The sequence below is a fragment of the Natrinema sp. 1APR25-10V2 genome (assembly GCF_031626495.1).
Taxonomy (GTDB): Archaea; Halobacteriota; Halobacteria; order Halobacteriales; family Natrialbaceae; genus Natrinema.
The window spans coordinates 182,627-206,411 of record NZ_JAMQOJ010000008.1; the positions used below are offsets into that span (position 1 = coordinate 182,627).

The 23,785-nt window shown below is 66.5% G+C and carries 23 protein-coding genes; 10 read left to right on the forward strand and 13 right to left on the reverse strand.

The window, feature by feature from the left end; all coding sequences use genetic code 11:
* Nucleotides 1-17: 17 nt before the first annotated feature.
* Nucleotides 18-602 (reverse strand): GNAT family N-acetyltransferase, encoded by a 585-nt coding sequence (locus NDO75_RS23260; protein WP_310909017.1) that lies wholly within the window; start codon nucleotides 600-602, stop codon nucleotides 18-20.
* A 192-nt stretch (nucleotides 603-794) separates the two neighbouring features.
* Between NDO75_RS23260 and NDO75_RS23265 the strand changes: the two genes are divergently transcribed.
* The gene (locus tag NDO75_RS23265) at nucleotides 795-1,517 is read left to right on the forward strand and encodes a DICT sensory domain-containing protein (RefSeq protein ID WP_310909018.1); all 723 of its coding nucleotides are present in this window, start codon (nucleotides 795-797) and stop codon (nucleotides 1,515-1,517) included.
* 47 nt (nucleotides 1,518-1,564) lie between these two features.
* On the opposite strand, the gene NDO75_RS23270 is transcribed toward NDO75_RS23265, so the two are convergent.
* Nucleotides 1,565-2,488, reverse strand: a complete 924-nt coding sequence (locus tag NDO75_RS23270) for a M48 family metalloprotease (protein WP_310909194.1) — start codon at nucleotides 2,486-2,488, stop codon at nucleotides 1,565-1,567.
* A gap of 215 nt (nucleotides 2,489-2,703) precedes the next feature.
* Between NDO75_RS23270 and NDO75_RS23275 the strand changes: the two genes are divergently transcribed.
* Together NDO75_RS23275 and NDO75_RS23280 are read left to right on the forward strand one after the other, a co-directional pair.
* Nucleotides 2,704-2,967, forward strand: coding sequence for a HalOD1 output domain-containing protein (locus NDO75_RS23275; protein ID WP_310909019.1), 264 nt, complete (start codon nucleotides 2,704-2,706; stop codon nucleotides 2,965-2,967).
* Between the two features lie 180 nt (nucleotides 2,968-3,147).
* Nucleotides 3,148-3,813, forward strand: a complete 666-nt coding sequence (locus NDO75_RS23280) for an HD domain-containing protein (protein WP_310909020.1) — start codon at nucleotides 3,148-3,150, stop codon at nucleotides 3,811-3,813.
* A 152-nt stretch (nucleotides 3,814-3,965) separates the two neighbouring features.
* On the opposite strand, the gene NDO75_RS23285 is transcribed toward NDO75_RS23280, so the two are convergent.
* Nucleotides 3,966-4,895: a hypothetical protein gene (locus tag NDO75_RS23285; protein WP_310909021.1), complete on the reverse strand. Its 930-nt coding sequence runs from the start codon at nucleotides 4,893-4,895 to the stop codon at nucleotides 3,966-3,968.
* A gap of 58 nt (nucleotides 4,896-4,953) precedes the next feature.
* Nucleotides 4,954-5,604, reverse strand: coding sequence for an HAD family hydrolase (locus NDO75_RS23290; protein ID WP_310909022.1), 651 nt, complete (start codon nucleotides 5,602-5,604; stop codon nucleotides 4,954-4,956).
* 144 nt (nucleotides 5,605-5,748) lie between these two features.
* Here NDO75_RS23290 and NDO75_RS23295 point away from each other — a divergent pair, with 144 nt between their 5' ends.
* A complete protein-coding gene (locus NDO75_RS23295) occupies nucleotides 5,749-7,428 on the forward strand; it encodes an aldehyde ferredoxin oxidoreductase C-terminal domain-containing protein (protein WP_310909023.1) in 1,680 nt (559 codons plus the stop codon).
* Between the two features lie 110 nt (nucleotides 7,429-7,538).
* On the opposite strand, the gene NDO75_RS23300 is transcribed toward NDO75_RS23295, so the two are convergent.
* The 3 genes from NDO75_RS23300 to NDO75_RS23310 form a co-directional block, all read right to left on the reverse strand.
* On the reverse strand, nucleotides 7,539-7,820 hold the full coding sequence (locus tag NDO75_RS23300; RefSeq protein ID WP_310909195.1) for a ubiquitin-like small modifier protein 1: 282 nt from the start codon (nucleotides 7,818-7,820) through the stop codon (nucleotides 7,539-7,541).
* An 82-nt stretch (nucleotides 7,821-7,902) separates the two neighbouring features.
* Nucleotides 7,903-8,412 (reverse strand): DUF892 family protein, encoded by a 510-nt coding sequence (locus NDO75_RS23305; protein WP_310909024.1) that lies wholly within the window; start codon nucleotides 8,410-8,412, stop codon nucleotides 7,903-7,905.
* A 108-nt stretch (nucleotides 8,413-8,520) separates the two neighbouring features.
* Nucleotides 8,521-9,093: an FAD-dependent oxidoreductase gene (locus tag NDO75_RS23310; protein WP_310909025.1), complete on the reverse strand. Its 573-nt coding sequence runs from the start codon at nucleotides 9,091-9,093 to the stop codon at nucleotides 8,521-8,523.
* Nucleotides 9,094-9,237: 144 nt separating this feature from the next.
* On the opposite strand from NDO75_RS23310, the gene NDO75_RS23315 reads away from it, so the two are divergent.
* On the forward strand, nucleotides 9,238-10,812 hold the full coding sequence (locus NDO75_RS23315; RefSeq protein WP_310909026.1) for an FAD-dependent oxidoreductase: 1,575 nt from the start codon (nucleotides 9,238-9,240) through the stop codon (nucleotides 10,810-10,812).
* 30 nt (nucleotides 10,813-10,842) lie between these two features.
* Here NDO75_RS23315 and NDO75_RS23320 read toward each other — a convergent pair whose 3' ends face one another.
* Nucleotides 10,843-11,589, reverse strand: coding sequence for a hypothetical protein (locus NDO75_RS23320; RefSeq protein ID WP_310909027.1), 747 nt, complete (start codon nucleotides 11,587-11,589; stop codon nucleotides 10,843-10,845).
* A 112-nt stretch (nucleotides 11,590-11,701) separates the two neighbouring features.
* Nucleotides 11,702-12,295, reverse strand: a complete 594-nt coding sequence (locus NDO75_RS23325) for a DJ-1/PfpI family protein (RefSeq protein ID WP_310909028.1) — start codon at nucleotides 12,293-12,295, stop codon at nucleotides 11,702-11,704.
* 220 nt (nucleotides 12,296-12,515) lie between these two features.
* On the opposite strand from NDO75_RS23325, the gene NDO75_RS23330 reads away from it, so the two are divergent.
* Nucleotides 12,516-12,749, forward strand: coding sequence for a UPF0058 family protein (locus NDO75_RS23330; protein WP_310909029.1), 234 nt, complete (start codon nucleotides 12,516-12,518; stop codon nucleotides 12,747-12,749).
* Between the two features lie 63 nt (nucleotides 12,750-12,812).
* On the opposite strand, the gene dnaJ is transcribed toward NDO75_RS23330, so the two are convergent.
* The 3 genes from dnaJ to grpE form a co-directional block, all read right to left on the reverse strand.
* On the reverse strand, nucleotides 12,813-13,994 hold the full coding sequence (gene dnaJ, locus NDO75_RS23335) for a molecular chaperone DnaJ (RefSeq protein ID WP_310909030.1): 1,182 nt from the start codon (nucleotides 13,992-13,994) through the stop codon (nucleotides 12,813-12,815).
* Nucleotides 13,995-14,347: 353 nt separating this feature from the next.
* Complete coding sequence (gene dnaK / locus NDO75_RS23340; RefSeq protein ID WP_310909031.1) at nucleotides 14,348-16,288, reverse strand: molecular chaperone DnaK; 1,941 nt, start codon at nucleotides 16,286-16,288, stop codon at nucleotides 14,348-14,350.
* Nucleotides 16,289-16,477: 189 nt separating this feature from the next.
* On the reverse strand, nucleotides 16,478-17,617 hold the full coding sequence (gene grpE / locus NDO75_RS23345; RefSeq protein ID WP_310909032.1) for a nucleotide exchange factor GrpE: 1,140 nt from the start codon (nucleotides 17,615-17,617) through the stop codon (nucleotides 16,478-16,480).
* A gap of 171 nt (nucleotides 17,618-17,788) precedes the next feature.
* Between grpE and NDO75_RS23350 the strand changes: the two genes are divergently transcribed.
* The gene (locus tag NDO75_RS23350) at nucleotides 17,789-18,799 is read left to right on the forward strand and encodes a sulfurtransferase (protein WP_310909033.1); all 1,011 of its coding nucleotides are present in this window, start codon (nucleotides 17,789-17,791) and stop codon (nucleotides 18,797-18,799) included.
* A 125-nt stretch (nucleotides 18,800-18,924) separates the two neighbouring features.
* Nucleotides 18,925-20,367: a DEAD/DEAH box helicase family protein gene (locus NDO75_RS23355; protein WP_310909034.1), complete on the forward strand. Its 1,443-nt coding sequence runs from the start codon at nucleotides 18,925-18,927 to the stop codon at nucleotides 20,365-20,367.
* Between the two features lie 26 nt (nucleotides 20,368-20,393).
* Here the strand turns inward: NDO75_RS23355 and NDO75_RS23360 are convergent, their stop codons facing one another.
* A complete protein-coding gene (locus NDO75_RS23360; RefSeq protein ID WP_310909035.1) occupies nucleotides 20,394-20,969 on the reverse strand; it encodes a diadenylate cyclase in 576 nt (191 codons plus the stop codon).
* A 140-nt stretch (nucleotides 20,970-21,109) separates the two neighbouring features.
* On the opposite strand from NDO75_RS23360, the gene NDO75_RS23365 reads away from it, so the two are divergent.
* Together NDO75_RS23365 and NDO75_RS23370 are read left to right on the forward strand one after the other, a co-directional pair.
* Nucleotides 21,110-22,696: a DUF790 family protein gene (locus NDO75_RS23365; protein ID WP_310909036.1), complete on the forward strand. Its 1,587-nt coding sequence runs from the start codon at nucleotides 21,110-21,112 to the stop codon at nucleotides 22,694-22,696.
* Nucleotides 22,697-22,741: 45 nt separating this feature from the next.
* Nucleotides 22,742-23,710, forward strand: coding sequence for a lactate dehydrogenase (locus tag NDO75_RS23370; protein WP_310909037.1), 969 nt, complete (start codon nucleotides 22,742-22,744; stop codon nucleotides 23,708-23,710).
* Nucleotides 23,711-23,785 lie beyond the last annotated feature (75 nt).

The window sequence follows — 23,785 nt, forward strand, 5'->3', positions numbered from 1 at the left end:
ATGAACCGAATCCGCCGTCACCGGCCCGTATCGTACTTGTACGTCGCCGATTCGGGATCGATTCCGAAGTCCTCCGGTGACTCCTCGTCGTCGGCCTCGTCGCGGCCCTCGGGGGCGCGCTTGAACGCCTCGCGGAACGGGTCTGGAATCCGGAACTCGGCGACGTCGATCGAGAGCGGCACCGCGTCCGGATCGGAGCCGTCGCGTTTGGCCTCGAGCCGGTCCTGTAGCACCTCGGGCAACTCGGACTCCTCGATCCGCTGGAAGCCGAACTGCGCGAGATAGGAGCCCTCGCCGGTCAGGGCGTAGACGGTGTCGAACCCCTCGTCTCCCGCGTACTCGACGAGCCGTTCGACGACGTGGGCCCCGACGCCCTGACGCCGCCAGCCCTCGAGAACACCGATGCTGGTCAGTTCGCAGACGTCCGCCGCGTCGTCGGGTTTATGGACACGGATGCGGCCGAAGCCGGCTTTCTCGCCGGACTCCTCGTCGACCGCGACGACGTAGTCGCGCGAGCGGAACGCCGTCTCGTCGAGCCCCATCGACTCGATGTGATCGAGCAACCAGACCTCCTCCCTGTTTTTCGCGTCCCGCACGTACATGGTCGGATATAGGGCGCGTGCGGGCAAAAGCGTTTGTGGGTTGCCAGTATCGGGCCCCGCCGGCCCTGAACTGCCGTTTCCGCAGACCCAGCGTGCGTATCGCGTACCGTGAACCGAATATTTCGGTGGCCGGCATCGGACCCTAACGACGTAGCCTCGAGAACTATTCAAATGGGATATCTATCACCGCTAATGAAACTCGTCACCGAGTCACTGGGGGAGTGCATCGAGCGAATCGAGACGAATCGGAAGACGCTTCGCGTCTGCAACGCATCCGACGACGCCGAACTGGACCTCGTCACGTCGTTTTTCGATCCGCACGATCTCGAGGTAGAGATCGTCGACGCGGCCGGCCGACCGTCCGACACCGTCGATCTGCTCGCCGAGGGGCGGCGAGTCGCCTCGAGTCCGCTCGAGGTGGTGAGCCACTATGCGCGAGCGTGGGAGGAGTCGATGGCGCTCGGGCTGCGAGCCGACCCGCCCGCCGTCGTCACCGAACTCCGGGACAACTACTTCGAATCCTACGACAAGCAGCGGATGGTCATGGCCTCGCGTATCGTCGAGTTTCAGGCCTGGAACGTCGGTTCGGGGGAGTTGCACGCGGGATTCCAGCAGCTTTCGAAGCTCGACCACCAACCCGAGGTCTATCGGAACCTCGCGTCGTCGGCCGTCGATGTCCACGTCTACGGCGAGCCGGATCGCGAACCGCTCCCATCGCTGGATCTGACGGTCCACGGGAGCGACGAGGAGGAGGTCGCCCGTCACTGGTGGGTCGCCTACGACGGGGACGGCGACGACGACGAGAAGGTCGTGTTGCTGGCACAGGAACGGGGCGAGAACCAGTTCTACGGGTTCTGGACCGAACGGTCCGGCATCGTCGACGACGTTATCGACCGTATGGCGCAGCTCGGCTGAAGAGCGCTATCGCCTCGAGCCCCTCTACGGCGGGTGTGCGCTGACCGTCACCGCATCGGACGGTGGGTCCGGCCACTGGAGTCGCGCGTTCGTTCCACCAGTCGCTCGATCCGCTCGTCGGTCGCGGGATGGGTCGCGAGTAGTCGGCTGAGCGAATCCTCGTCGTCAGTCTGAACGTAGAGCGTCGCGAGCAGCCCGCGAGAGGGCTCCGCAGCGCGGTCGATCGTTCGGAGCGCGCGGGCGAGTGCGATCGGCTTCTCGGAGACTGCGGCGGCGCGGTCGTCGGCGGCGTACTCCCGGCGGCGCGAGTGGGCACGGACGACGAGCGTCACGAGCAGGAAGGCGACCATCACCCCGCCCTCGATCAGTGCCAAGAGGCGGCCGAAGACGGTCCGTGACCACGACGCCGGATTCCCGCGCATCCAGGCGACCGCGCGAGCGGCCCCGGCGATCGGCATCAGGAGCGGCGCGAGAACGAGAAAGACGAGCCCCGCAACCGTCCGGAAACCGCTATAGGCGAGCGTCTGGACGAACGCGTCGTGGCGCTCGAGGTGGGCGAGTTCGTGGGCCGCGAGCGCCTCGAGTTCGTCGAGCGACAGCAGTCGGAACAGCGAGCGATCGAGGACGATCACGCCGTTGCGGGCGCTGCCCAGCGCGAAGGCGTTGGGCATCGGTAGCCGCGCGATCAGGACGGTCGGCGAGTCGACGGCCATCCGCGACTCGAGGGCGTCGAGCCGGCGGTGAAATCCGGGCGCGTGCGACCGCGGTAGTTCGACGGCCTCGAGGCTGGCAAGCAACTGTCGGGTACCGAACCGGTAGCTCAGGACGCCGGTGACGAGCGCGATGACGACGATTAGAACCAGCGTCGCCACAGGGTCGGGTGCGGAGTGTCGGAGAATCGACAGTGCCCAGTAGCTGACGGCGGCCAGTCCGAGATACCACAGCAGGAGGAGACAGCCGACCAGCGCCATCAGGAGCCGGGTTCCGGTTCGACGAGCGGGCATCTCGGCTCGAGCTAGGGGAGACTGACTGAAACGGGTACCGATGGGGCGGCCAGGTTCGGCCGGCGAAACGATCGTCGCATCGGCCGAGACGGGCGATCGGCGAGCCGGATCGACGGATCACACGTAAACCGGTGACAAGGCAAGCCGTATACCCATCCGAGAACGGCGCCTACAGAATAGCAATGGATATTGGCTCTGACGAACTCTCGATCGAGACGCCGGCATCCCCCAGCAGCACGGTCGTGATGGGAGTCGCCGAGCGAGAACGGACCAGCCCGCTCGAGATAGAACCGCTATACGAGACGATCGATCCGGACGCCCTCGACAGGCTCTTTCCGAACGACGGGTCGGTCCGCATCACGTTCGAGTACAGTGGATACCTGGTAACGGTACACGGGAACGGACATATCGAAATTCGCGACGTCGGGATCGATATCGGTGAGTGATCCCGTCAGAGACAGACGAGAGCGTCTCGCAAAGACAACAGCACTGTCCGAGTAGCGGACGATGAGCCCGCTCGAGAACGGGGTATCGGCGACAATCGCGGTAGCGCGGTTCGAATCTAACTCCCTCCGCTACGTTCACAATCGCTATACTGTTCAGCGGACGACCCCGTATACGCACCCATGACACAGGAGCTGGGTCCGCTTGCTCGAGAGGTGGCGATGTCCTACTACGAAGACGCCCTCCCGGCGCACGATCGGTTCCACGCCAAACGAGTGCGCGACGTCTCGATTCGACTGGCAAACGAGTGCGACGAACCCGTCGACAGAGACGTCCTGTCCGCAGCGGCGTGGCTGCACGACATCGGTCGTCCGCTGGAACGGACGAACGAGATCGACGATCACGACGAGTGGGGCGCGAGAGAAGCGGCGGCGCTTCTCGAGGCCGAAGGGGTGACTTCCGATCGAATCGAGGCCGTCGCATGCTGTATCCGGACCCACAGCATTCGCTCGAGTTCGCCGGAGCCGGAGACACTCGAGGCGAAGTTGCTGTTCGACGCGGACAAGTTAGACGCCGTCGGAGCTCGCGGCCTCGTTCGACTGGCCTGTATCGTCGGCGAGCGATCGGGCCGAACGGGCGAGAGGCACGCGGTCATCGACGACACATCGGTTTTCGGGACGATCGCGTCGGATCAGCCGGATATCTCGCTTCTCCGAAAGTGGGCCAGAGAGCGGCTCGATCGGTTGTATACGTCCCCTGGCCGCCGCCTCGGTGAGTCACGATGGGAGTTCATGGAGGACTTCTTCGCGCAGTTCGACGCCGAGATCGGGGTCGACGGGAAACGGTAGCTCGGCTCACCCGCTCGAGACGTATTCACACTCGAGCGCCTCTTTCTCGCCGATTTCCGGCGACAAAAGCCGCCGTTCAGACACGTTCACCCGGTTCCACCGAGGAGGTCCGGACTCGAATGTGATGTCAACGGTCTCCGTTCCGAGAGCGGTCAGTCCGCCGATAACGCATCCTCGAGCCGATCCTCGATGTCGTCCAGTTCGTCGCGAAGGGCCTCGCCCTCGGCGCCCTCGAGTTCGTCGATCCGGTCGGCGATCCCCTCGAGCCGGGAGTACTTCTCGTCCTCGTCGGTGTCGGTTTTCTGGACGTAGACGTCCTCGTCGACGTCGTAGACCTCGTCTTCCTCGAGATCGGTCACGGCCAGAACGACGTCCAGTTTGTCCCGGTCGATGCCCGTCACCCACTCGCGGGGGATGCCGTGGTCGTCGAGGGCGGCGAAGACGGTCTCCTCGTCCTCGGGCTGGCGGCGCTTCCGCGTCGTCCGCCGAACGGTGCCGTACCGGCCGTGGAGCCGCTGGTCCGGACCGAGGCGCTCGAGTAGCGTGTCGCGAACCGAGCGCCGCACGCGGTTCGCGCCGTGTTGCACGTCCGAGGCGAGGACGTAGAGGTCGGTCGCGCTCCCGGTATCGAGCGCCGAGGGGTCGTCAGCGTCGACCCGCTCGAGTTGCTCGGCGAGGAGTAGGGCGTCGTCGTGGACCCGCTCGGGCGTCGAGCGGGCCGCGGCCGCGGAGACGAGGAACGGGCTCTCCCCGGCAGCGGTCGCGTCGGGATCGTGGCGGATCTCGTCGTCGTCGGCCGCGTACTCGTCCGTGAGCGTGACGACGGTCGCGTACGGTTCGACACCCGGCGGGAGTTCGTCGATCGGGACCGAGTCCTCGTCGAGTTGCTCGAGAAAGACGACGAACTGCTCACGCCAGAGCGGCCGCCGCTCGCCGCTGTCGCCGAACCGGACGACGATCCGGTCGTCGGCGGTGCGCGCGATTCCGAACGGACGATCGGAGACCGGCGTGACCAGTTCCGCGCCGGGCTCGAGCGCCTCGCACTGCCGCCGAAGCGTAGTCCAGGTGTCGTCGGGTTCCATACGCGCGCTACGTCGGGCAGCGTAAAAAAGCGCGTCCACGAATCTGCCGCCGGCTCGCCTACTCGAGGATCGCGGGAAGGTCCGAGAGCGACGCGAGCCGATAGGTCGGGTCCGCGTCCGTCGGCGCGTCGTCCTCGTCGCGAGCGACCAGCGCGGAATCGATGCCCGCGTTGTCGGCCGCTCGCACGTCGACGGCCCGGTCGCCGACGTACAGCGCGTCGTCGGCGGTGAGGGCGTCCATCGCGGCCTCGATGTTCGTCGGGTCAGGCTTGCGCCGGGCTAACCCGTCGGGGGTCAGCGGACAGCCGTAGACCGTCTCGAACAGCGATCGGAGCCCGAACCGATCGAGCAGCGTCGAGACGACGGTCGGATGGTTGTCGCTGACGACCCCGAGCGGGACCTCGAGCGAGCCCACTGCGGCCACGTCGTCGTACGCCGAGCGCAGCCCGCGCTCGACCTCCTCGCGCTGGACGCGAACCATCTCCCGTGCGGCCCGGGCACAGAGCACGTCGGCCTCTATGTCGAGGCCGCGACACCGCTTTGCGATCGAGTCGAAGTCGCCGCGCAGGAACGCCTGGATCGTCTCCGCCGACGGTCCCGAGCGCTCGAGGGTTTCGTACGTTCGAGCGAGCGCGTTCGAGAGCCGTTCTGAGGAGGGGGTCTCGACCACGACCCCGTCGAAGTCGAACAGGACCGCGTCGTACTGCATTGGTATCAGCGTCAGTAGTGGAAGCTAATAACTCTGGCTAGCTGGCCCGGTGACGGCCGACGGCACGGATCGAGTTTGTTACAGCGTCGAATCACCGGCAGGCGGGACCCACAGCTAAGTCCCCTCGTTAGGTATTGTATATCAATGCTACACGCGGAAGGGCCACTGCTCACCGTCGACGTCGGAGCGCGAACGGCGACCGAGACGACTATCGACGGCGTACTCGAGGACTACGTCGGCGGGCGAGCCGCGGCGACGGCGCTGGCACACGACCGAATCCCGTTCGACGCGGAGCCGTTCGGGCCGGAGAACCGGGCGTACCTCGCGACGGGGCCGCTACAACAGTCGCAGATGTCCTTTACCGGTCGGATGAACATGACCGGCCTGTCGCCGCTGACCGACGGACTCGTCTCGACGAACGCCGGCGGCTACCTCTCGCGGAACTTCGTCGGGACGGGGATCAGCGTCCTCGAGGTCGCTGGCGCGAGCGACGAGTTACTGGCCGTCCACGTCACGGACGAGGGCGTCGAGTTCGAGGAAGTCCCGGAACTCGAGGGGGCGACGGTCCCCGAGGTTTCCGATTATATGGACGCACAGCACGGGCTCGGTCCCGACAACTGTATCGCTATCGGCCCGGCAGGCGAGAACCGGGTTCGGTTCGCCTCGGTGATGACCTTCGATTCGCGGGCGTTCGGCCGCGGCGGGCTCGGCGCAGTACTCGGGTCGAAGAACGTCAAGTGCGTCACGTTCGAGGGCGACGCGACCCCGCCGGTCGAAATCCCGAACCCGCCGGAGATGGAGATCCACCGCGAGGCGGCCCAGTCCGACGACCGGATGCGCCGACAGGGGACGACCGGCAGCACCGAGTTCATCAACGACAACTTCTCGCTGCCGACGCGGTATTTCCAGGACTATCGCTTCGAACGCGCCGCGGACATCGGCGGCGACGCCGTCGAAGCCAAGAAGTACAAGAAGGGCGCGTGTTCGGCTTGCGCGTACGCCTGCAAACTCCCGACACGGGACGAGGAGAGCGGCGTCGAGACCGAGGGACCGGAGTTCGAGACCGTCTACGCCTTCGGCTCGAGTCAGGGCGTCGGCGACATCGTCGACGTGATGCGCGCCAACGAACTCTGCGACTCGCTCGGGATGGATACGATTTCCGCGGGCGTCACCGTCGCGGCCTATCTCGCCAGCGAAGACGAGTTCGGCAACGCGGAACTCGCCCAGGAAGTGACCGAGAAGATCGCCTACCGCGAGGGGATCGGCGATACGCTCGCGGAGGGCGTCGACCGCGTCCACGACGACCTCGGCGTCGACAACTACACCGTCAAGGGCATGGAGTTTGCCGCCCATGACGGCCGCGTCCTCCACGGCCAGGGGCTCTCGTACGCCGTCGCGAACCGCGGCGCGGACCACATGTACGCCGGGATGCTTTCCCTCGAGTACAGCGGCGAACTCGATCCCGAGGGAACGCTCGGCAAGGCAGAGACCCTCGTCCGCGAGGAGAACGCGGCCGCGTTCCGCGACACCGGCATCGTCTGCGCCTTCGGCAGCGACTACGTGACCGACGAGCGCCTCGAGACGCTGTTCGACGCCGACCACGACGACCTGCTCGAGATCGGCGCGAGAACGGTGCGCCTCGAGCGCCATTTCAACAATCGGCGCGGGATCGACCGAAACGAGGACGGCCTGCCGTACGAGATCCCCGACCTCGAGGACGCGATCGCCGAATACTACGCGGCACGGGGCCTGAACGACGACGGAACCGTCCCCGAGGCCGAGATCGAACCCGTCGCACCGCCGGCAGGGTCCGCCGGCGACTGATACGGGCCGCTGTAACTGTATTCCGGAGCGATCGTGAGCCCCCTGGCGGTCGCTCCGGGACTGACTTCCAGCAGTCCGTACGACGGACGCGGCCCATACCCGTTCGTCACTCAGCCGCCGTAGACCGACGGTACGAGCCGGATCACGTTCTCGGCCGAAACGCTCGTCTCGAGCCCCTCCAGATGCGTGACGTGTTTCGTGTCCTTCGTGACGACCGTCTCCCCCGCGAGCCCGTCGCCGTCGTCGGCCAGGAGCCGTCCCTCGAGCTCGGGATACGCCGCTTCGAGCTCGACCAGAAGCTCGCCGACAGTCTCGGCGTCCGTCTCGTGGAACACAGTCTTCTCGCCGACGGCGTCGCGAAATGGCCCGAAGAAGACGCACTCGAGTTGCACGGCGGGATATTCGTCGCGACGGTTCTTGTAGCCGACGGTCACGCGGTGCTCGCCCGCCGAGTCGAGAGCGGAGTCCCGTCGATTACGACGGCGTCAACCGGTCCCAGAGCGACTTGAGCTCGGTCGCCGCAGCCAGCGCCTCCAGCCCGCGGAAGGCGGACTGCTCCTCCTCGTAGTTCGCTTCGAGGAGCGCCTCTATCTCCGGATCGAGAGCGAGCTGATCCGCGATCGTTACCAGCCCCTCGTAGGCGGTCATCTCGATCCGTTCGGTCGCCATCCCGGCGTTGAGATAGACCATGTTCAGCAGGTCGTCGTCCTCGATTTCGGCCTCGAGCTCGCGGCGGTCCTCCTCGAGGCCGTCGAGGACCGAGGCGTCGCGCGCTTCCGCCGGTCGATCGAGCGCCGCGAAGACGTCCTCGAGGCGCTGGATCTGCGTCCGAGTCTCGTCGCGGTGCTCGGCGAAGCGCTGGCTCATCCGGTCGTTAGTCGTCCGTCGGGCGAGTTCGTCGAGGGTCTCGACGAGTTCCCGTTCCACGTAATACTGCTGGGCGAGCCGATGGACGAACAGCTCGCGGAGGTCGTGAATCGCCATACGGGGCCACCACCGACCAGTCGTTTAGTCGGTCACCCGGAACACGCAGGCAGAACTCGTACCACTCGAGGGCGACCGGAACGGCGAGCAGACCGTTCGGCGACCCGCTTACGCTGAGCCGTGTCCCGGCACGTCGTCGGGGACGTCGAAGTCGTGGAAGTGTTCGCCCTTCTCCCTGCTGAGGATGTTCAGCGCCGCCGACGCGCCGTCGCCCGCGGCGATGACGGCCTGCCACTCCTCGGCGCGGACCATCGCGCCCGTAGCGTACAGACCGTCGACGCTTGTCTCCATGTCGATGTCTACGTCGATGGTGTCCTCGTCGTCGAACGCCACCTCGAGGTCCTCGGCGATCGAGCGGTCGGCCCCAGTGGCGAGGACGACGTAGTCCGCTTCGTACTCGCCGTCGTCGGTTTCGATCCGGAACCCGTCGTCGCCCGACTCGATGTCGGTGACTGCCTCGCCTTCGCGGATCTCCGCGCCGCGGTCGCGGACCTGCCCGCGCGTGAGTTCCATGAACTCGCTACCGCCGATGCTCCGGATGCCGGGGTAGTTGAACAGGTGGGCCTTGTGCATCCACGTCTCGTCGGTGTCGAAGACGATCGTCTCGAGTCCGTTCTTTCCGGTGAACAGCGCTGCGCTCAGGCCGGCTGGGCCGCCGCCGACGACGATAACGTCCGCCATGAGGGGGGCGACCACGGACGAGCGAATAAAGAATTCTGACGGGACGCGTGACTGTCACGTAATAGAAGGCGATGCACCGCTCACAGGCAATCTCAGCCCCTGTTCCTTTTGTCGCGAGTGTGGAGAGGATCATCCACGAACCCCATGCCGGATCAGACCCAACCTGAGTCCCCACGCGAGGAGTCGCTGTGGCTCGCCACGACGCCGACGACCGAGTACGGCCCGCTCGAGGACGGCCTCGACGTCGACGTGGCGGTCGTCGGCGGCGGTATCACCGGCCTGAGCGCGGCAATCAACCTGAAAGAAGCCGGGCGAAGCGTCGCGGTGTTCGAAGCGGATCGAATCGTCGAGAGCACCACCGGACACACGACGGCCAAACTCACCTCCCAGCACGGGCTGATTTACGACACGCTCGTCTCCGAGTTCGGCGAAGAGCGGGCGAGACAGTACGCCGAGGCGAACGAGGCGGCGATCGACGAGGTCCAGCGGCGCGTCGAGGAGATGGACATCGACTGCGACTTTCACCGGACGGAAGCCTACACCTACGCCGCCTCGCCGGACGATCGAGAGACGATTCGCGACGAGGTAGCGGCCGCCCAGCGGGTCGGTCTGCCCGCCTCGTACGCCGAGGAAACGCCGCTGCCGTTCGATACCGACGGCGCGGTCCGCTTCGACGAGCAGGCCGAGTTCCACCCCCGGAAGTACCTGCTCGCGATCGCCGAGGCAATCCACGGCGACGGCAGCCACGTCTTCGAGGAGACGCGCGCGCTCGAGGTCGAGCCCGGTTCACCGTCTCGCATCGAGACGGAGCACGGCGACGTGATCGCGGACGACGTGGTCGTCGCGACGCACTTTCCCGTCCTCGATCGCGCCGGCTACTTCGCGCGGATGCACCCCCACCGGGCGTACCTGCTCGCCGTTCGCGTCGACGAAACGCCGCTCGAGGGAATGTTCTACGGGACCGAGTCGCCGCCGGCCACGATGCGAACGTACTCGCCGAGCACAGCGGCGGGCGAGCACGGCGGTGAGTCCGAAGACGACGAACTGCTGCTCGTCGGCGGTCAGAGCCACAAACCGAGCGTCAGCGGGGTACCGACCTCCGAGCGGTATCGGCGCTGCGAGGCCTTCGTGCGCGAGCACTTCACCGTCGAGTCGATCGAGTACCGCTGGTCGACGATGGACTACGAGCCGGTCGATCAGGTCCCGTTCATCGGGAAGATCGACCCGCTGGCCGGGAACGTCTACGTCGGTACCGGGTTCAACGGCTGGGGAATGACGAACGGGACCGCCGCAGGGACGATCCTCGCCGATCTGATCGTCGAGGGCTCGAGTCCCTGGGCCGACGCCTTCGATCCCCAGCGGCTCACGCCCGGCGCATCGGCGAAGAGCTTCCTCGAGGAGAACGCGAAAGTCGGTGGCAGTTTCGTCGCGGACCGGATCAAATCGCTGCTCGCGGGCCTCGAGAAGGGAAGTACGGCGGACCTCGCTCGCGGCGACGCCCGCATCGTCCGGCGTGCGAGCCAGCCGGTGGGACTCTACCACGACGAAGAGGGGTCGACCCACGCCGTGTCGGCGACCTGTCCCCATATGGGCTGTCTCGTCCGGTGGAACGACGCCGAGCGGACCTGGGACTGCCCCTGCCACGGCTCGCGATTCACCTACGACGGCGACGTACTCTCGGGACCCGCCGTCGAGGGGCTGCTGTACCGAGAGCTCTAACTTGCTCGAGCGAGCGAGAGACTGCCGATTTCAGAGCGAAACTGCATCGAGGTCGATCCGGTTCGGTTCGGGGACCGACTCGGCGGACGCGCTCGAGACGGCGTATGTTCCGCGTTCGCCCTCCCTCTCGTCCTCGTCTCCCGAGAGCACGGTCACGCCTCTCGCCAGCAGGGGTGCGATTACGCCCGCGACGACGGTCCGGTGATCCGACAGCGGCGCACGGACGACGACCCGGTCGTCCGCCGCGAGGTCAGCGTCGTCGACGACGCCACGCGCAGCCTCGAGAACCTGTCCGTGGCTCACGGTCCGCTCGCCGTCGGTCAGGATCGCGGTCTCGGGATCGATCGACAGCGGCGGGAACGACGGGTTCTCGCTCCAGAGGCCCGCGTCGAAGTGGTGGACGTCCGGCGCGTCGGGCTTGTCGCCGTAGCCGACGCGCTGTGCGCCGCGCGGCAGGTCGTACCGCTCGAGCGCGTCGACAGGCGCGACGAGCGCCCGGAACTCGTCGTCGTCGGCGAGGTCCGTCGGCGGTTCGAAGCGGGTCGTCCCCTCGAGCAGCGTCGTGCCGAGGAAGGCGAGCAGGGCCAGCGGGCCGTCCCCGACGACGCCGACGGTGACGCCCTCGCGGACGCCCGAGTGACGCAGGAAATTGCCGGCCTTCCAGGAGGTCGTACACAGCCAGTGGTAGTCGTACTCTCGACCCGTCGCGTCGACGAGGCCGATCCGTTCGTCGCGAAGCTCCCGGGTGAGCAGGTCGTCGACCGTCCCAGCGTTCATACCCGAACGTGGGGGCCGGGGCGGAAAAAGCGCGCCGACTCGCGGTCAGGGTACAGTCTCCGTCACCCGCCATACGGCGGGGTTAGCGGCCCTCCGGCCGCGACTGCCGGCCTCAGTCGTCGGCGGCAGCGGGTTCGGCGTGGTCGACGTCGGTCCCGAGAACGTCGAGGAATTCGGCGAGCCACTCGGGGTGGTCCGGCCACGCCTGTCCCGTCACGAGGTTGCCGTCGCGCGTGACGCCGTCCTCCCAGTCGCCGCCGGCGATTTTCACGTCGGCCTCGAGCGCCGGATAGCCGGTACAGGTCCGCCCCTCGAGTACGTCCGCGGCCGCGAGGATCTGAACGCCGTGACAGAGCGCCGCGACGGGTTTGCCCTCCTCGAAGAAGTGACGGGTTAGCTCGAGAACCTCGTCGTAGGTCCGGAGGTACTCCGGTGCGCGACCGCCCGGAACGACGAGCGCGTCGTATCCGGTCGGATCGACGGCGTCGAAGTCGTAATTCAGTTCGAAATTGTGCCCCGGCTTCTCGGTATACGTCTGATCGCCTTCGAAGTCGTGGATCGCCGTTGGACAGGCCTCGCCGGCCTCTTTCTCGGGACAGACGGCGTGTACGTCGTGGCCGACCATCTGCAGCGCCTGAAACGGTACCATTACCTCGTAGTCCTCGACGAAATCGCCCGCGAGGAGTAGTATCTGTTTTGCTGACATGGGTGTTCCCATTCCGTCATTCGACTGCGTCGGTCATAACCTGTGTTACTAGATACCATGACACTCACGTCGGGGGGAGCAGCGCCTTAAAGCGACCGTCCCCGGCAAACGGTCCGACGATCGGACTGTGTGGGCTGCCGACGTGTCGCTCACACCGTCGTCCGACGTTACGTTTTCAGGGCAAACGTTAACGGACAGTGTCCATCGATGACCGGAGGTAATGCGCCACGACGAACTTCTGAACCTTCACGCGCTACTTCGACTGGTTCGAACGTACATGGAGCAACACGGCGACAGCTCTCCCGACGCGTTCGCTGCGTACGACTACCAGCACACGAGGCCGATGCACCTCCACCGGTCGAAACGGGACCACAAGCGGTCGCTCCGATTGCTCCTCTGGGGGATCGTCCGGTCGATCGAGACGGAGAGCGACCTCGCCGTCGCGCGTCGGTGAGTTCGATCCGAGCGCTGCCGCTCGGTGACCGAAACAGACGGAGCAAGGACTTCGACGGGCCGTCTAGAACGCGCGCTTGATCTTCTCGAAGAAGCCGTCTTTCACTTCGATCTCGTCGCCGCCGGCCTCGGCGAAGGCCTCGAGCGCTTCGCGCTGTTCCTCGTTCAGACTCTCGGGCGTGACGACCTGAACCTGCACGTAGAGGTCGCCGTAGCCGCGTCCGCGCAGTCGGGGCATCCCCTTCCCCTCGAGGCGGAAGGTTTCGCCGCTCTGGGTCCCGTCGGGGACCTCGAACTCGGCGGCCCCGTCTAGGGTCGGGACCGAAACGGTGTCGCCGAAGGTCGCCTGCGGGAACGAGACCGGGAGCCGGTAGTGGAGGTCGTCGCCCTCGCGCTCGAACTCGTCGTGTTCCCGAACGGCCACGTCGATTAGCAGGTCGCCGTGGGGCCCCCCTTCGGGACTAGGCGCGCCCTCGCCCTCCATCCGGAGCGTCTGGCCGTCCTGAATCCCAGCCGGAACTTCGACGGTCAGTGTCGCCTCCTCGCGGACGTAGCCCTCACCGCGACACTCGTCGCAGGTCTCGGAATAGAGCGTCCCCTCGCCCTCGCAGCGGGGACAGGTCGTCGTCTGCTGGACGCGACCTAGCGGCGTCTGCTGGACCTGCGTCACCTGCCCGCGGCCCTGACACTGCGGACAGGTCTCGGCGTCGGCCTCGGGCGGATGGCCCGCGCCCTCGCAGACGTCGCACTCCTCGGGCCGCTCGAGGGTAAACTGCTTTTCAGCGCCTTCGTAGGCCTCCTCGAGGTCGATCTCGAGTTCGGTTCGCATGTCTCGGCCTTTCCGGGGCCGGCGGCGACCGCGACCGCCCCCACCGCCGCCGAAGACCTGCTCGAAGAGGTCGCCGAGACCGCCACCGCCGCCCATGCCGCCACCACCCATTCCGCCGCCCATGCCGCCGAACGGGCCGCCACCCATGCCGCCGGCACCGCCGGCCTCGCCCGCGTCGAAGCCGTGTTTCTCTGCCTGTTCGTAGCGATCGTGGCCCATCTGGTCGTAGGCCTCGCGCTTCTCCTCGTCGGTCAGCACCTGCTTTGCCTTCTGGATCTTCTTGAACTTCTCCTCGGCGTCGGGGTCATCGCTGACGTCCGGATGGTACTCGGTGGCCTTCGTCCGATACGCCTGTTTGATCTCCTCGGTAGACGCGTCGGGGCTCACGCCGAGAACGTCGTAGAAGTCCTCGCTCATTCGTTGTGTCCCTGATAGTCGATTGAGCCACTTGAAACGACCGTTCCACCCCAACCTTTTACTCTGCGGTCTGTCGCAGGCGCGACATCGGCGCGCCTGCGACGTCCCTCGGTAAAAGGTTGATCAAAAGCACAGCGTCACCCCCTCAGCCGCGCTAACGGCGCGGCCTCGAGGGTTCCTCGGCCCGCTCGCTCACGCGGTTCGCTCGCGGTGGGTTCTCCATACCCCTCGCATTTCGAACCGCCCATTGAAACCCTGCGTTCGCCTATCGATCTCAAAAGGCAACGTAGGCCCGGTTATGTCCGTTCCGGCAACGAAAATGAAATCCACGTCTGCGGGCCGACGAAGACCCGTTACTCGTCGTCTTCGTCCTCGTCGAAGCTGACGTCCTCGAAGTCGGCGTCGACGTACTCCTCGTCCTCGCCGCCGGCCGCGCCGCCACCGGCCTCGGGACCGGGGTTCGGGCCGCCGCCCATGCCCGCACCGGCCGCGCCGCCAGCGCCTGCGGCACCGCCGGCACCCGCAGCGCCGCCGGCCGCACCGGCACCGGCCTCCTGCTGGTAGATCTGCTTGCCGATCTCCTGGAGTTCCTCACTCAGGTTCTCGGTCGCGGCCTCGATGTCCTCGGCGTCGGCATCGTCGTCGTCGATCGTCTCCTCGAGATCCTCGATCGCGCCCTCGATGTCGGCGCGGAGGTCGTCGTCGACCTGCTCGTCGTTCTCCTCGAGCAGCGTCTCGGCGCGCTGGATCGTGGCCTCGGCGGTGTTGCGGGCCTCGATGCGCTGGCGCTTCTGCTGGTCCTCCTCGGCGTGCTTCTCGGCCTCGCGCTGCATCTTCTCGATCTCCGAGTCGGAGAGGCCGGCACCGCCTTCGATGGTAATCTCTTCGGTGGTGCCGCTGCCCTTGTCCTCTGCGGAGACGTTGACGATGCCGTTCTCGTCGATCGAGAAAGTGACCTCGATCTGTGGCGTCCCCGCGGGGGCCGGCGGGATGCCGGTCAGGTGGAACTCGCCGAGCAGTTCGTTCTCCTCAGCGAGTTCGCGCTCGCCCTGGAAGACCCGGACCTGCACCGTGGTCTGGTTGTCCGCCGCGGTGGTGAAGATCTTCGACTCCTCGGTCGGGATCGTCGTGTTCTTCTCGATGAGCCGCTCGAAGAGACCGCCCTTGACCTCGATACCGAGCGAGAGTGGGGTGACGTCGAGCAGCACAATGTCGTCGACCTCGCCGCCGAGGACACCGCCCTGAATCGCCGCACCGAGCGCGACGGCCTCGTCGGGGTTGACGTTCTTCTGGGGCTCCTTGCCGGTCAGCTCCTCGACCTTCTCGGCGACCTGTGGCATCCGGGTCGACCCACCGACGAGCAGCACCTCGTCGATGTCGTCCTCGTCGTAGCCAGCGTCCTCGAGCGCCTGCTTGGTCGGCTCGACGGTGCGGTCGATGAGATCCTGCGTGAGCGACTCGAACTTCGCGCGGGTCAGGGACTCCTCGAGGTGGATGGGGCCGTCGTCAGTGGCCGTAATGAAAGGCAGGTTGATCTCGGTCTCCTTGCGCGAGGAGAGTTCGATCTTGGCCTCCTCGGCGGCGTCTTTGAGCCGCTGGAGGGCCTGACGGTCCTCGCGGAGGTCGATGCCGTGTTCGTCTTCGAACTCGTCGGCGAGCCAGTCGATGATGGCCTCGTCCCAGTCGTCGCCGCCGAGGTCGTTGTCACCGTTGGTCGCGACGACTTCGTAGACGCCGCCGCCGAGGTCGAGGATGGAGACGTCGAACGTGCCGCCACCGAGGTCGTAGACGAGCACCGTCTGGTCGGAATCGTCGTCGAGCCCGTAGGCCATCGACGCGGCGGTCGGCTCGTTGATGATGCGCTCGACCTCGAAGCCGGCGATCTCGCCGGCGTCTTTGGTCGCCTGGCGCTGTCGGTCGGAGAAGTACGCGGGGACCGTGATGACGGCTTTCTCGACCTCGTCGCCGAGGTAGTCCTCGGCGTCCCGTTTGATCTTCTGGAGGGTCATCGCCGAGATCTGCTCGGGCGTATACTCCTCGTCCTCGATCTCGACGGTGTAGTCTTCCTCGCCGATGTGGCGCTTGATCGAGGAAATCGTCTTTTCGGGGTTCTGGATTGCCTGGTTCTTCGCGGGTTTCCCGACGAGCCGTTCGTCGTCGGTGAACGCGACGACGGAGGGTGTCGTCCGTTCGCCTTCCGCATTGACGATGATCTCCGGATCGCCACCTTCCATCACCGCGAACGCGCTGTTCGTCGTTCCGAGGTCGATTCCGAGAATCTTGTTGCTCGCCATCGTGGACGGCTATTGTGCGCACTTTGTTTTAAAGGTTACTAGGAGAGCGCAGGAACCGAATAAAACGCCGTACAGTCGGTGTGCACCCGCGTTTACGGCAGTTGTGAGTCAGTAAAAACGGACTCGAGTCGATCGTGTACGAGCAGCGTTCGACGGAAAATCGCGGCGGTGATCAGCGGTTCCGGTATCTCACTCGTCGGTCGCGTCGGCCGAGTCGTCGCCGGCGACCTCGCCGCCGAGCGAGATCGCTTCGTCTCCGTCGTCGTCCGCAGCGTCGTCATCGGCGGCGTCGACGTCGCCGGAGGAATCGTCGGTCGACGCATCGCCGCCGTCGTTCTCCTCGCCACTGGTATCGGCAGCCGATCCGTCAGCGCCTTCCGATCCCTCGTCGGCCGCGTCCTCGCCGTCGGCCTCGAGTTCGCCGTTCGAGACGGTCACCTGCGCGTTCTGGATGACCTTGTCACCCATCTCGTAGCCGGGCGTGTAGACGTCGGCGACAGTTCCCTCCGGCTGGGCGCTGTCGACCCGCATCATGACCTCGTGGCGCTGCGGATCGGTCTCGGTGCCGGGTTCGGGATCGATCTCGGAGACGTTCTCGTCCTCGAGGATGCGATCGAACTCCCGCAGCGTCATCTCGACGCCGTCCTGCAGACTCTCGGCGTCGCCGCTGTCTTCCTCGAGGGCGCGTTTGAGGTTGTCGCGGACGCCGATGAGCCGTTCGACCAGATCCTCGGTCGCGCGGTCTTTGATCTGTTGCTGGCGCTTTTTCGCTCGTTTCTTGTAGTTCTGGAAGTCAGCCTGTTTGCGCTTGAGTCGGCTCTTCAGCTCCTCGATCTCCTCGTCGCGTTCGGCCAGCGCCTGCTCGTACTCCTCGCGTTCGGCCTGGAGTTCGCCGATGGTCTCGGCCTGAGATTCGATGCGCTCCTCGAGATCCTCGAGTTCCTCGCGCTGCTGATTGACGGTCCCGTTCAAACTGCGAGCTTCGTCGACGATCGAACTGACCTGGCGCGCGAGTTCGTCGTCGTATTCGGTAACCTGGTCGAGCAGTCGCTGGATATCGTCGCTCGTTTCGGGTGCCTCGTCGGTCGCATCGTCCGTTTCGGCACCGGGGACCGTCTCAGCGGCTTCGGCGGACTCCCGTTCGGGTTCGTCCGGGCTCGAGTCGTCAGCGGTCGCGGACTCCGTTTCGCCCTCGTCCGTGTCGGGAGCCGGGTTCGATTCCCCATCCGTCGACTCTACGGGATCCGCGTCGGTCGTCTCGCCGTCGTTGGATTCCTCCTCGGACGGGACACCGTGGGCGGACGCGTCCGTGCCCTCGTCTTCGCTCATGTGGCAGTCAACGAACAGCGGTAATAAAAGGGTTGAGGTACCCGGTCCGCGGTCGGCGAACGATGGCGGCCAAAAGGGTGGAAGCGACTTCGGATCGAGAATTACCTGTGTGTCCTTCCTCCCACATCGCCGCTACGCTCTTGGTTCGCCAACACGGACGGGCTACTGGACATGGACTCATCCGGCCGGGCCAGTCGACGGGCCGTGCTTGGGGGCATCGGCGCAGTCGTCGGCGGGCTCTCGCTCGCTGGCTGTCTCAGGACGACACGGGAAACGGGGACGGAGCCGGAGCTCTACACGACGCCAGCAGCGGGTGAGTTCGATGCTGTCGTCGATAGTATGTGGCTCTCCGACAACCTGGACGGCGTCGATCTGCTCGATGTCCGAGACGAAGGTGCGTTTACCGACGGCCACATCGCGGGTGCACGTCGGTTTCCCGATACCGCGTTGTTGGAGGTGCACTACGAGGAGACGCCCGATGGCTACGAAGCGTCGCCCGGCGTGATCGCGACGGCCGTCGCGGATGCCGGTATCACGGCCGACGACGATGTGATCGTCTACGGCGAGGGATCGAATCTGTGGGAAACGTACGCCATCTACACGCTTCGCGCGATCGGCCACGACGGCACCGTGGCGTTGCTCGACGGCGGCTATCCGGTCTGGGCGGACGCCGGCGGCGAAACCGAAACCGGGACTCCCGAGCCGACGTCCGCGACCTACGAACCCGAACTCCAGATGGACGTCATCGCGACCCGCGAACGCGTCGCAGCCAACGTTCGCGAGGACGGTGCAGACGTACAGCTCGTCGATAATCGGACGCCCGCAGAGTACTTCGGCGTCCAACGAGACGACGGTGTGAGCCGATACGGTCACATAACCGGTGCGATTAACATCGAATTCACGCAGAACCTCGTCGACGACGGCGCTCGGTTACGATCGCCGGCCGACCTCGAAACGCTCTGGCTCGAGGACGCCGGTCTCGATCCGACGGAAGAAACGATCTCGTACTGTTCGACCGCCGTCCGCGGATCGGTCGGCTGGTTCGTCATGGAACAGCTCGGCTGGGACACCGTCCGGAACTACGAGGGCAGCTGGGCCGACTGGGGGACGCTCTCCGAAGCGGACGGCTACTACTACACCACTGGGGAGGGGACGGGCACAGTGATCGACACCTTCGCGTGAAACGTCGAGAGACGCGTTCCCCGGCGGCTCTCAGCATCGACGGACCGACGAAAACGGACCTGCACAGCGATCCGATCCGTCGAACACCCGACGGTATATGTGTGTCTCCCTCCTGACTGTCATCCGTGACGCGGCAACCGACCGGCGAGCCGGCGGCGATCGAGCTCCGGTACGAGGACGGAACGGTCCGGATCGACGGCCTCGAGCAGTCCCCCGTCTCCCCGTCGGCGCTCCAACAGCGTGTCCCCGACCTGGAGCCGGACCGGCGGACCGACGGCTGGCGCGTCCCTGCGTATCGGTACGCTATTCTACGCGCGGCGCTGGCGGAAACGAACGCCGCGATCGACGATCAGGTTCTCGACCTCGCCTCCCTGTCGGCCCCCGAGTCGGCGTACGAACTCCGCGACTATCAGCGAACGGGGCTCGAAACGTGGCTCGAGACCGACCGCTGGGCCGGTGCCGACGGGTCGGCGTTCGAGTCGGTCGGGCGAGCGCCCGCCGGCATCCTCGAGTTGCCGACCGGCAGCGGCAAGACCGTCATCGCGTTGAAGGCGATCGAACGGCTCGCCGTCCCGACGCTGGTCGTCGTCCCGACGATCGACCTGCTCGAGCAGTGGCAGCGCGAACTAGAGCGCGAATTCGGCGGGCCCATCGGTCGCTTCGGCGGCGGCGAGCAGCGACTCGAGCCGATCACCGTCTCGACGTACGACTCGGCGTATCTGAAGGCGGACTCGGTCGGCGATCGGTTCGGCTGCGTCGTCTTCGACGAGGTCCACCACCTCGGCGGCGAGGGCTACCGCGAGATCGCGCGGCTGCTCGCCGCGCCCGCACGACTGGGGCTGACCGCGACCTTCGAGCGCCCAGACGGCGCACACGAGGTCATCGAGGAGATCGTCGGACCGCTGGTCCACCGCGTCGACGTGGACGAACTCGCGGGCGATCACCTCGCGAACTACGACGTGAAGCGACTCGAGGTCTCGCTCACGCCCGACGAGCGCGAGGCGTACGAGCGCAATCAGGAGGTCTTCACGAGCTACCTCGCGCGCTCGAACATCGACATGCGCACCGGCTCGGACTACCAGGAACTCGTCAAACGCTCCGGCTCCGATCCCGAGGCCCGGGAGGCGCTCCTCGCTCGCCAGCGCGCACGCGAGATCATGCTCGGGAGCGAGGCCAAACTCGAGGAACTCGCCGAAATTCTGGACGACCACCGCGACGAACGGACCATCGTCTTCACGGCCCACAACGACCTCGCGTACGACGTCAGCGAACGATTTCTGATTCCGACGATCACCCACCAGACCGGGGCCGCGGAGCGCCGGGAAATCCTCGAGCGCTTCCGCGAGGGTACCTACACTCGCATCGCGACCTCGAACGTCCTCGACGAGGGAGTCGACGTACCGGATGCCTCGGTCGCGGTCGTCCTCTCCGGCAGCGGGAGCGAACGGGAGTTCACGCAGCGGCTCGGTCGGATTCTGCGGCCGAAAGCGGGCGAAAACAGAGCCTTGCTCTACGAGGTCGTGACAGCTGACACCTCGGAAGAGCGCGTCGCGGAGCGCCGTCGTTGACGGCAATCCAATCACGGTGCCGGCACTCAGACGTAGCCGTCCACGTTCCACTCGCCACCGAGTTCCGCGCGCTCGTGGGTGTCGAACGAGCCGCGCTCGAAGATCGTCACCCGCCCCGTCTCCTCGCTCAGCGTCACCGTCGCGATCACGTTCGCTCGTTGGGAGGTGTCCAGCGCACTCATGTGTCGCGACCCCATCCAGTCCTCGTACTCGGCGCGGCCGCCGTCGGCGTCCTCGAGATCGCCGGGAACGAGATCCCGAAACCGAACCATCTGCTCCTGAACGACGCCGTCGACGCTGACGACGATCGCGCCGTCCCGTGTCATCGCCACCTCCTGGGCCGTCTCGAAGAAGGTCTCGAGATCGAGACGGACCGCCCGACAGCGGTCCGTTGGCCACCTGTTGTGCCCCATCGGATCCGCGAACTCCGCGACGGTCGGCCCGGTGACGACGGCGACGTACATCCCGGGTCCCTTGACGTACCGGTCGCCCCACCGGTCGAAATCGAGGCTGATCCCCTCGAGGGTATAGCGGACGCAGTCGATCAGCTCCCGGACGCCGTCGTGGCTCTCGTACGCGATTCGGAGCTCCGAATCGTCCATACGGACCGTTGGACGGCGACGGCCGTAATCGCGCTGCCTGAACGGCGACGGCCGACGGGGGCGCGTTCGGTCGGCGGGACACGGTCGGAGTCCACGGCCGTCCGGGCCACTTTTGCCGACGCCACACTGACTCGAGATAGATGCTGACGAAGGACCTGCTGCGCGTCTCGCGGGCCGGCGGCGGCTATCACCCGCAGTTCGCCGGCCGCGAACACCGCCCGCTCGCGGCCCGCATCATCGGCACGTATCAGGGTCACGTCGGCGAGCCGCAGTCGGCGCTGGAGGAGGCGCTCACCGACCTCGAGCGCGACGCGGGCGATTTCAAGCTCGCGCGCGGGTTCGCGGCGCTGCTCGAGCGGGAGGCGACCTTCGAAACCGACGCCGAAATCGAGCCCGAGCGGGCGCGCAAAGCGGCCTTCGAGGCCGCCGAAGACGTCGGCGTCGTCACCGAGGACGAGCGCTATCGCGCGCTCGTCCGTGCCGGCGAGTCCCTCGGCGTGTCGGCTGACGACCTCGAGGCCGCGCTCTACGCCGATCTCGAGGAGCGGCAGGTCCTGACGGCGGTCGAGCCGCGCTGGGACCCCGACGGACTCGTCGCGCAGTACAACCTCTCGCTGGCACAGACGGCGCTGTTCGACGCGACCGACGTCCGGGTGCGCTCGAGCGATCCGAAGGCGCTGATCTCGGCGATCAAACGCCTGCGGCTGATGTACGAGATCCGGCGGCTCGAGGGCGATTCCACGGCCGGAGATGAGGAGCTGTCGGAGCGCGAGGTCGTCGTCACCGGCCCGACACACCTCTTTCGCGCGACCCGGCGGTACGGCACCCGATTCGCACGGCTCCTGCGGACGGTCGCGAACGCCGACGAGTGGCGACTCGAGGCGACCATCGACGATCGCGGCACCGAACGGATCCTCGAGCTGTCCCACGAGGATCCGATTCGAGTGCCCGACGCCGAGCCGGTCGCGGACGTGTCGTTCGACAGCGGCGTCGAGGCCGACTTCGCCGCCCGCTTTTCGAATCTGGATCTGGACTGGGACCTCGTGCGCGAGCCTGAGCCGCTCGCGACGGGAACGCGAGTGATGATCCCCGATTTCGCCTTCGAGTACGCACACGGCGGTCCCGACGCCGACAGTATCGACTCGGGAGCAGGGGACGCTACGTGCGGCCGTGACTTCCGCGTCTACTTCGAGATCATGGGCTTCTGGACGCCCGAGTACGTCGAGAAGAAGCTCGCCCAGCTCGCCGACCTCGAGGACGTGGACATGATCGTCGCCGTCGACGAATCGCTGGGCGTCGGCGAGGAGATCGCCGCCCGCGACCACCGGGCGGTCCCCTACTCGAGGTCCGTCCGGGTCAAAGACGTGGCGGACGTCCTCCGCGAGTACGAACGCCAGCTGGTCGCCGAGAGCGCGGCCCGGATTCCCGACGAGTTGCGACCGGACGAGGACGCGATCGCGCTGGACGCGGTGGCCGAGCGCCGCGGCGTAAGTGCGGACGCCCTCGCGGACAAGTCCTTCCCCGAGCACGAGCGCGTCGGCCGGACGCTGGTCCGGCCGGTCGTTCTCGAGTCGCTGGCCGACGCGATCGAACCCGGGATGGACCTCGCCGACGCGGAGGCGGCGTTCGAGGAGTACGGCATCGCCGACTCGAGTGCGATACTCTCCCGACTCGGCTATCGCGTCGAGTGGGACGGGCTCGCCGGCGGGACGATCGCCAAGCGCTAGCCGACGACCCCGACCGTTACAACGACCGTTGCCGATAGTACCGGCATGAACGTGCTCGTCGTCGGCGGCGGTGGCACGATCGGCAGCACCGTCGCGTACACGATCGTGGTACAACATCCGGCAGCGACCGTCACGCTGGCCGACCCACAAACCGAGGTCACCGACGGACACGCGATCGATCTCCGTCACTCGCAGTGTCACGTGGCTCACGCGGCAGGCCGCCCGTCGTTCGACACTGAGTCCGCCGGGACCGTCACCGCGATTGACCCGAGCGCGGAGCCGGGACTCGAGCCCGTCGACAGGGCCGACGTGATCGTCGTCGCCGCGAGCACCGCGCGACCGCCGGACAGTTTCCAGCGCGGTGGTCGACTGTCGATCCTCGAGCAGAACCTCGAGATCGCTGCCGAGGTGGGCGACTGGGTCGGCGATGCGGAGCCGACACCGACGATCGTCGCCGCCAACCCGTCGGACAGAATAACACACCGTCTCTGGGAGGAGAGCGGCTGGCCGCGCCGGTGTTTCATCGGCTATTCGCTGTCCGAAACGGCGCGAATCGCCGACGAACTGGCTCGTCGGTTCGACGTCCCACCGGGCGATGTCTACTGCCCGATCCTCGGCGAGCACGGCGAACACATGGTGCCGGTCTTCTCGCAGACGACGGTCGCCGGCGAGCCGATCGATCTCGCCCCGGCCGAGCGCGAGGCGATCCTCGACTACGTCCGCGACGTTCCCTACGACGTCATCGCCAAGCGCGGCGGAAACGAGTCGTCGCGGTGGGTCACCAGCCGGGGGATCGCGGCGATCGTCTCCCGACTCGTCGGCGGTGGCACCGACGAACCGGTCTGTCTATCGACGCCGCTAGCGGGCGAGTACGGTCTCGAGGACGTCAGTGTGAGCGTTCCGGTGCTGCTCGATTCGCACGGGGTGGCCGAAATCGTCGACTGGGAGCTCGCGCCCGTCGAGCGAGAGGGTCTCGAGCGCGCGGCCGACGCCGTTCGGGACTCGCTCGAGTGAGACGCCGGACGATGGAGCGGCGTGACCCAACGTCTGTAGTGATCAATCTTATACAGTTACCGTCCCTACCTCAAC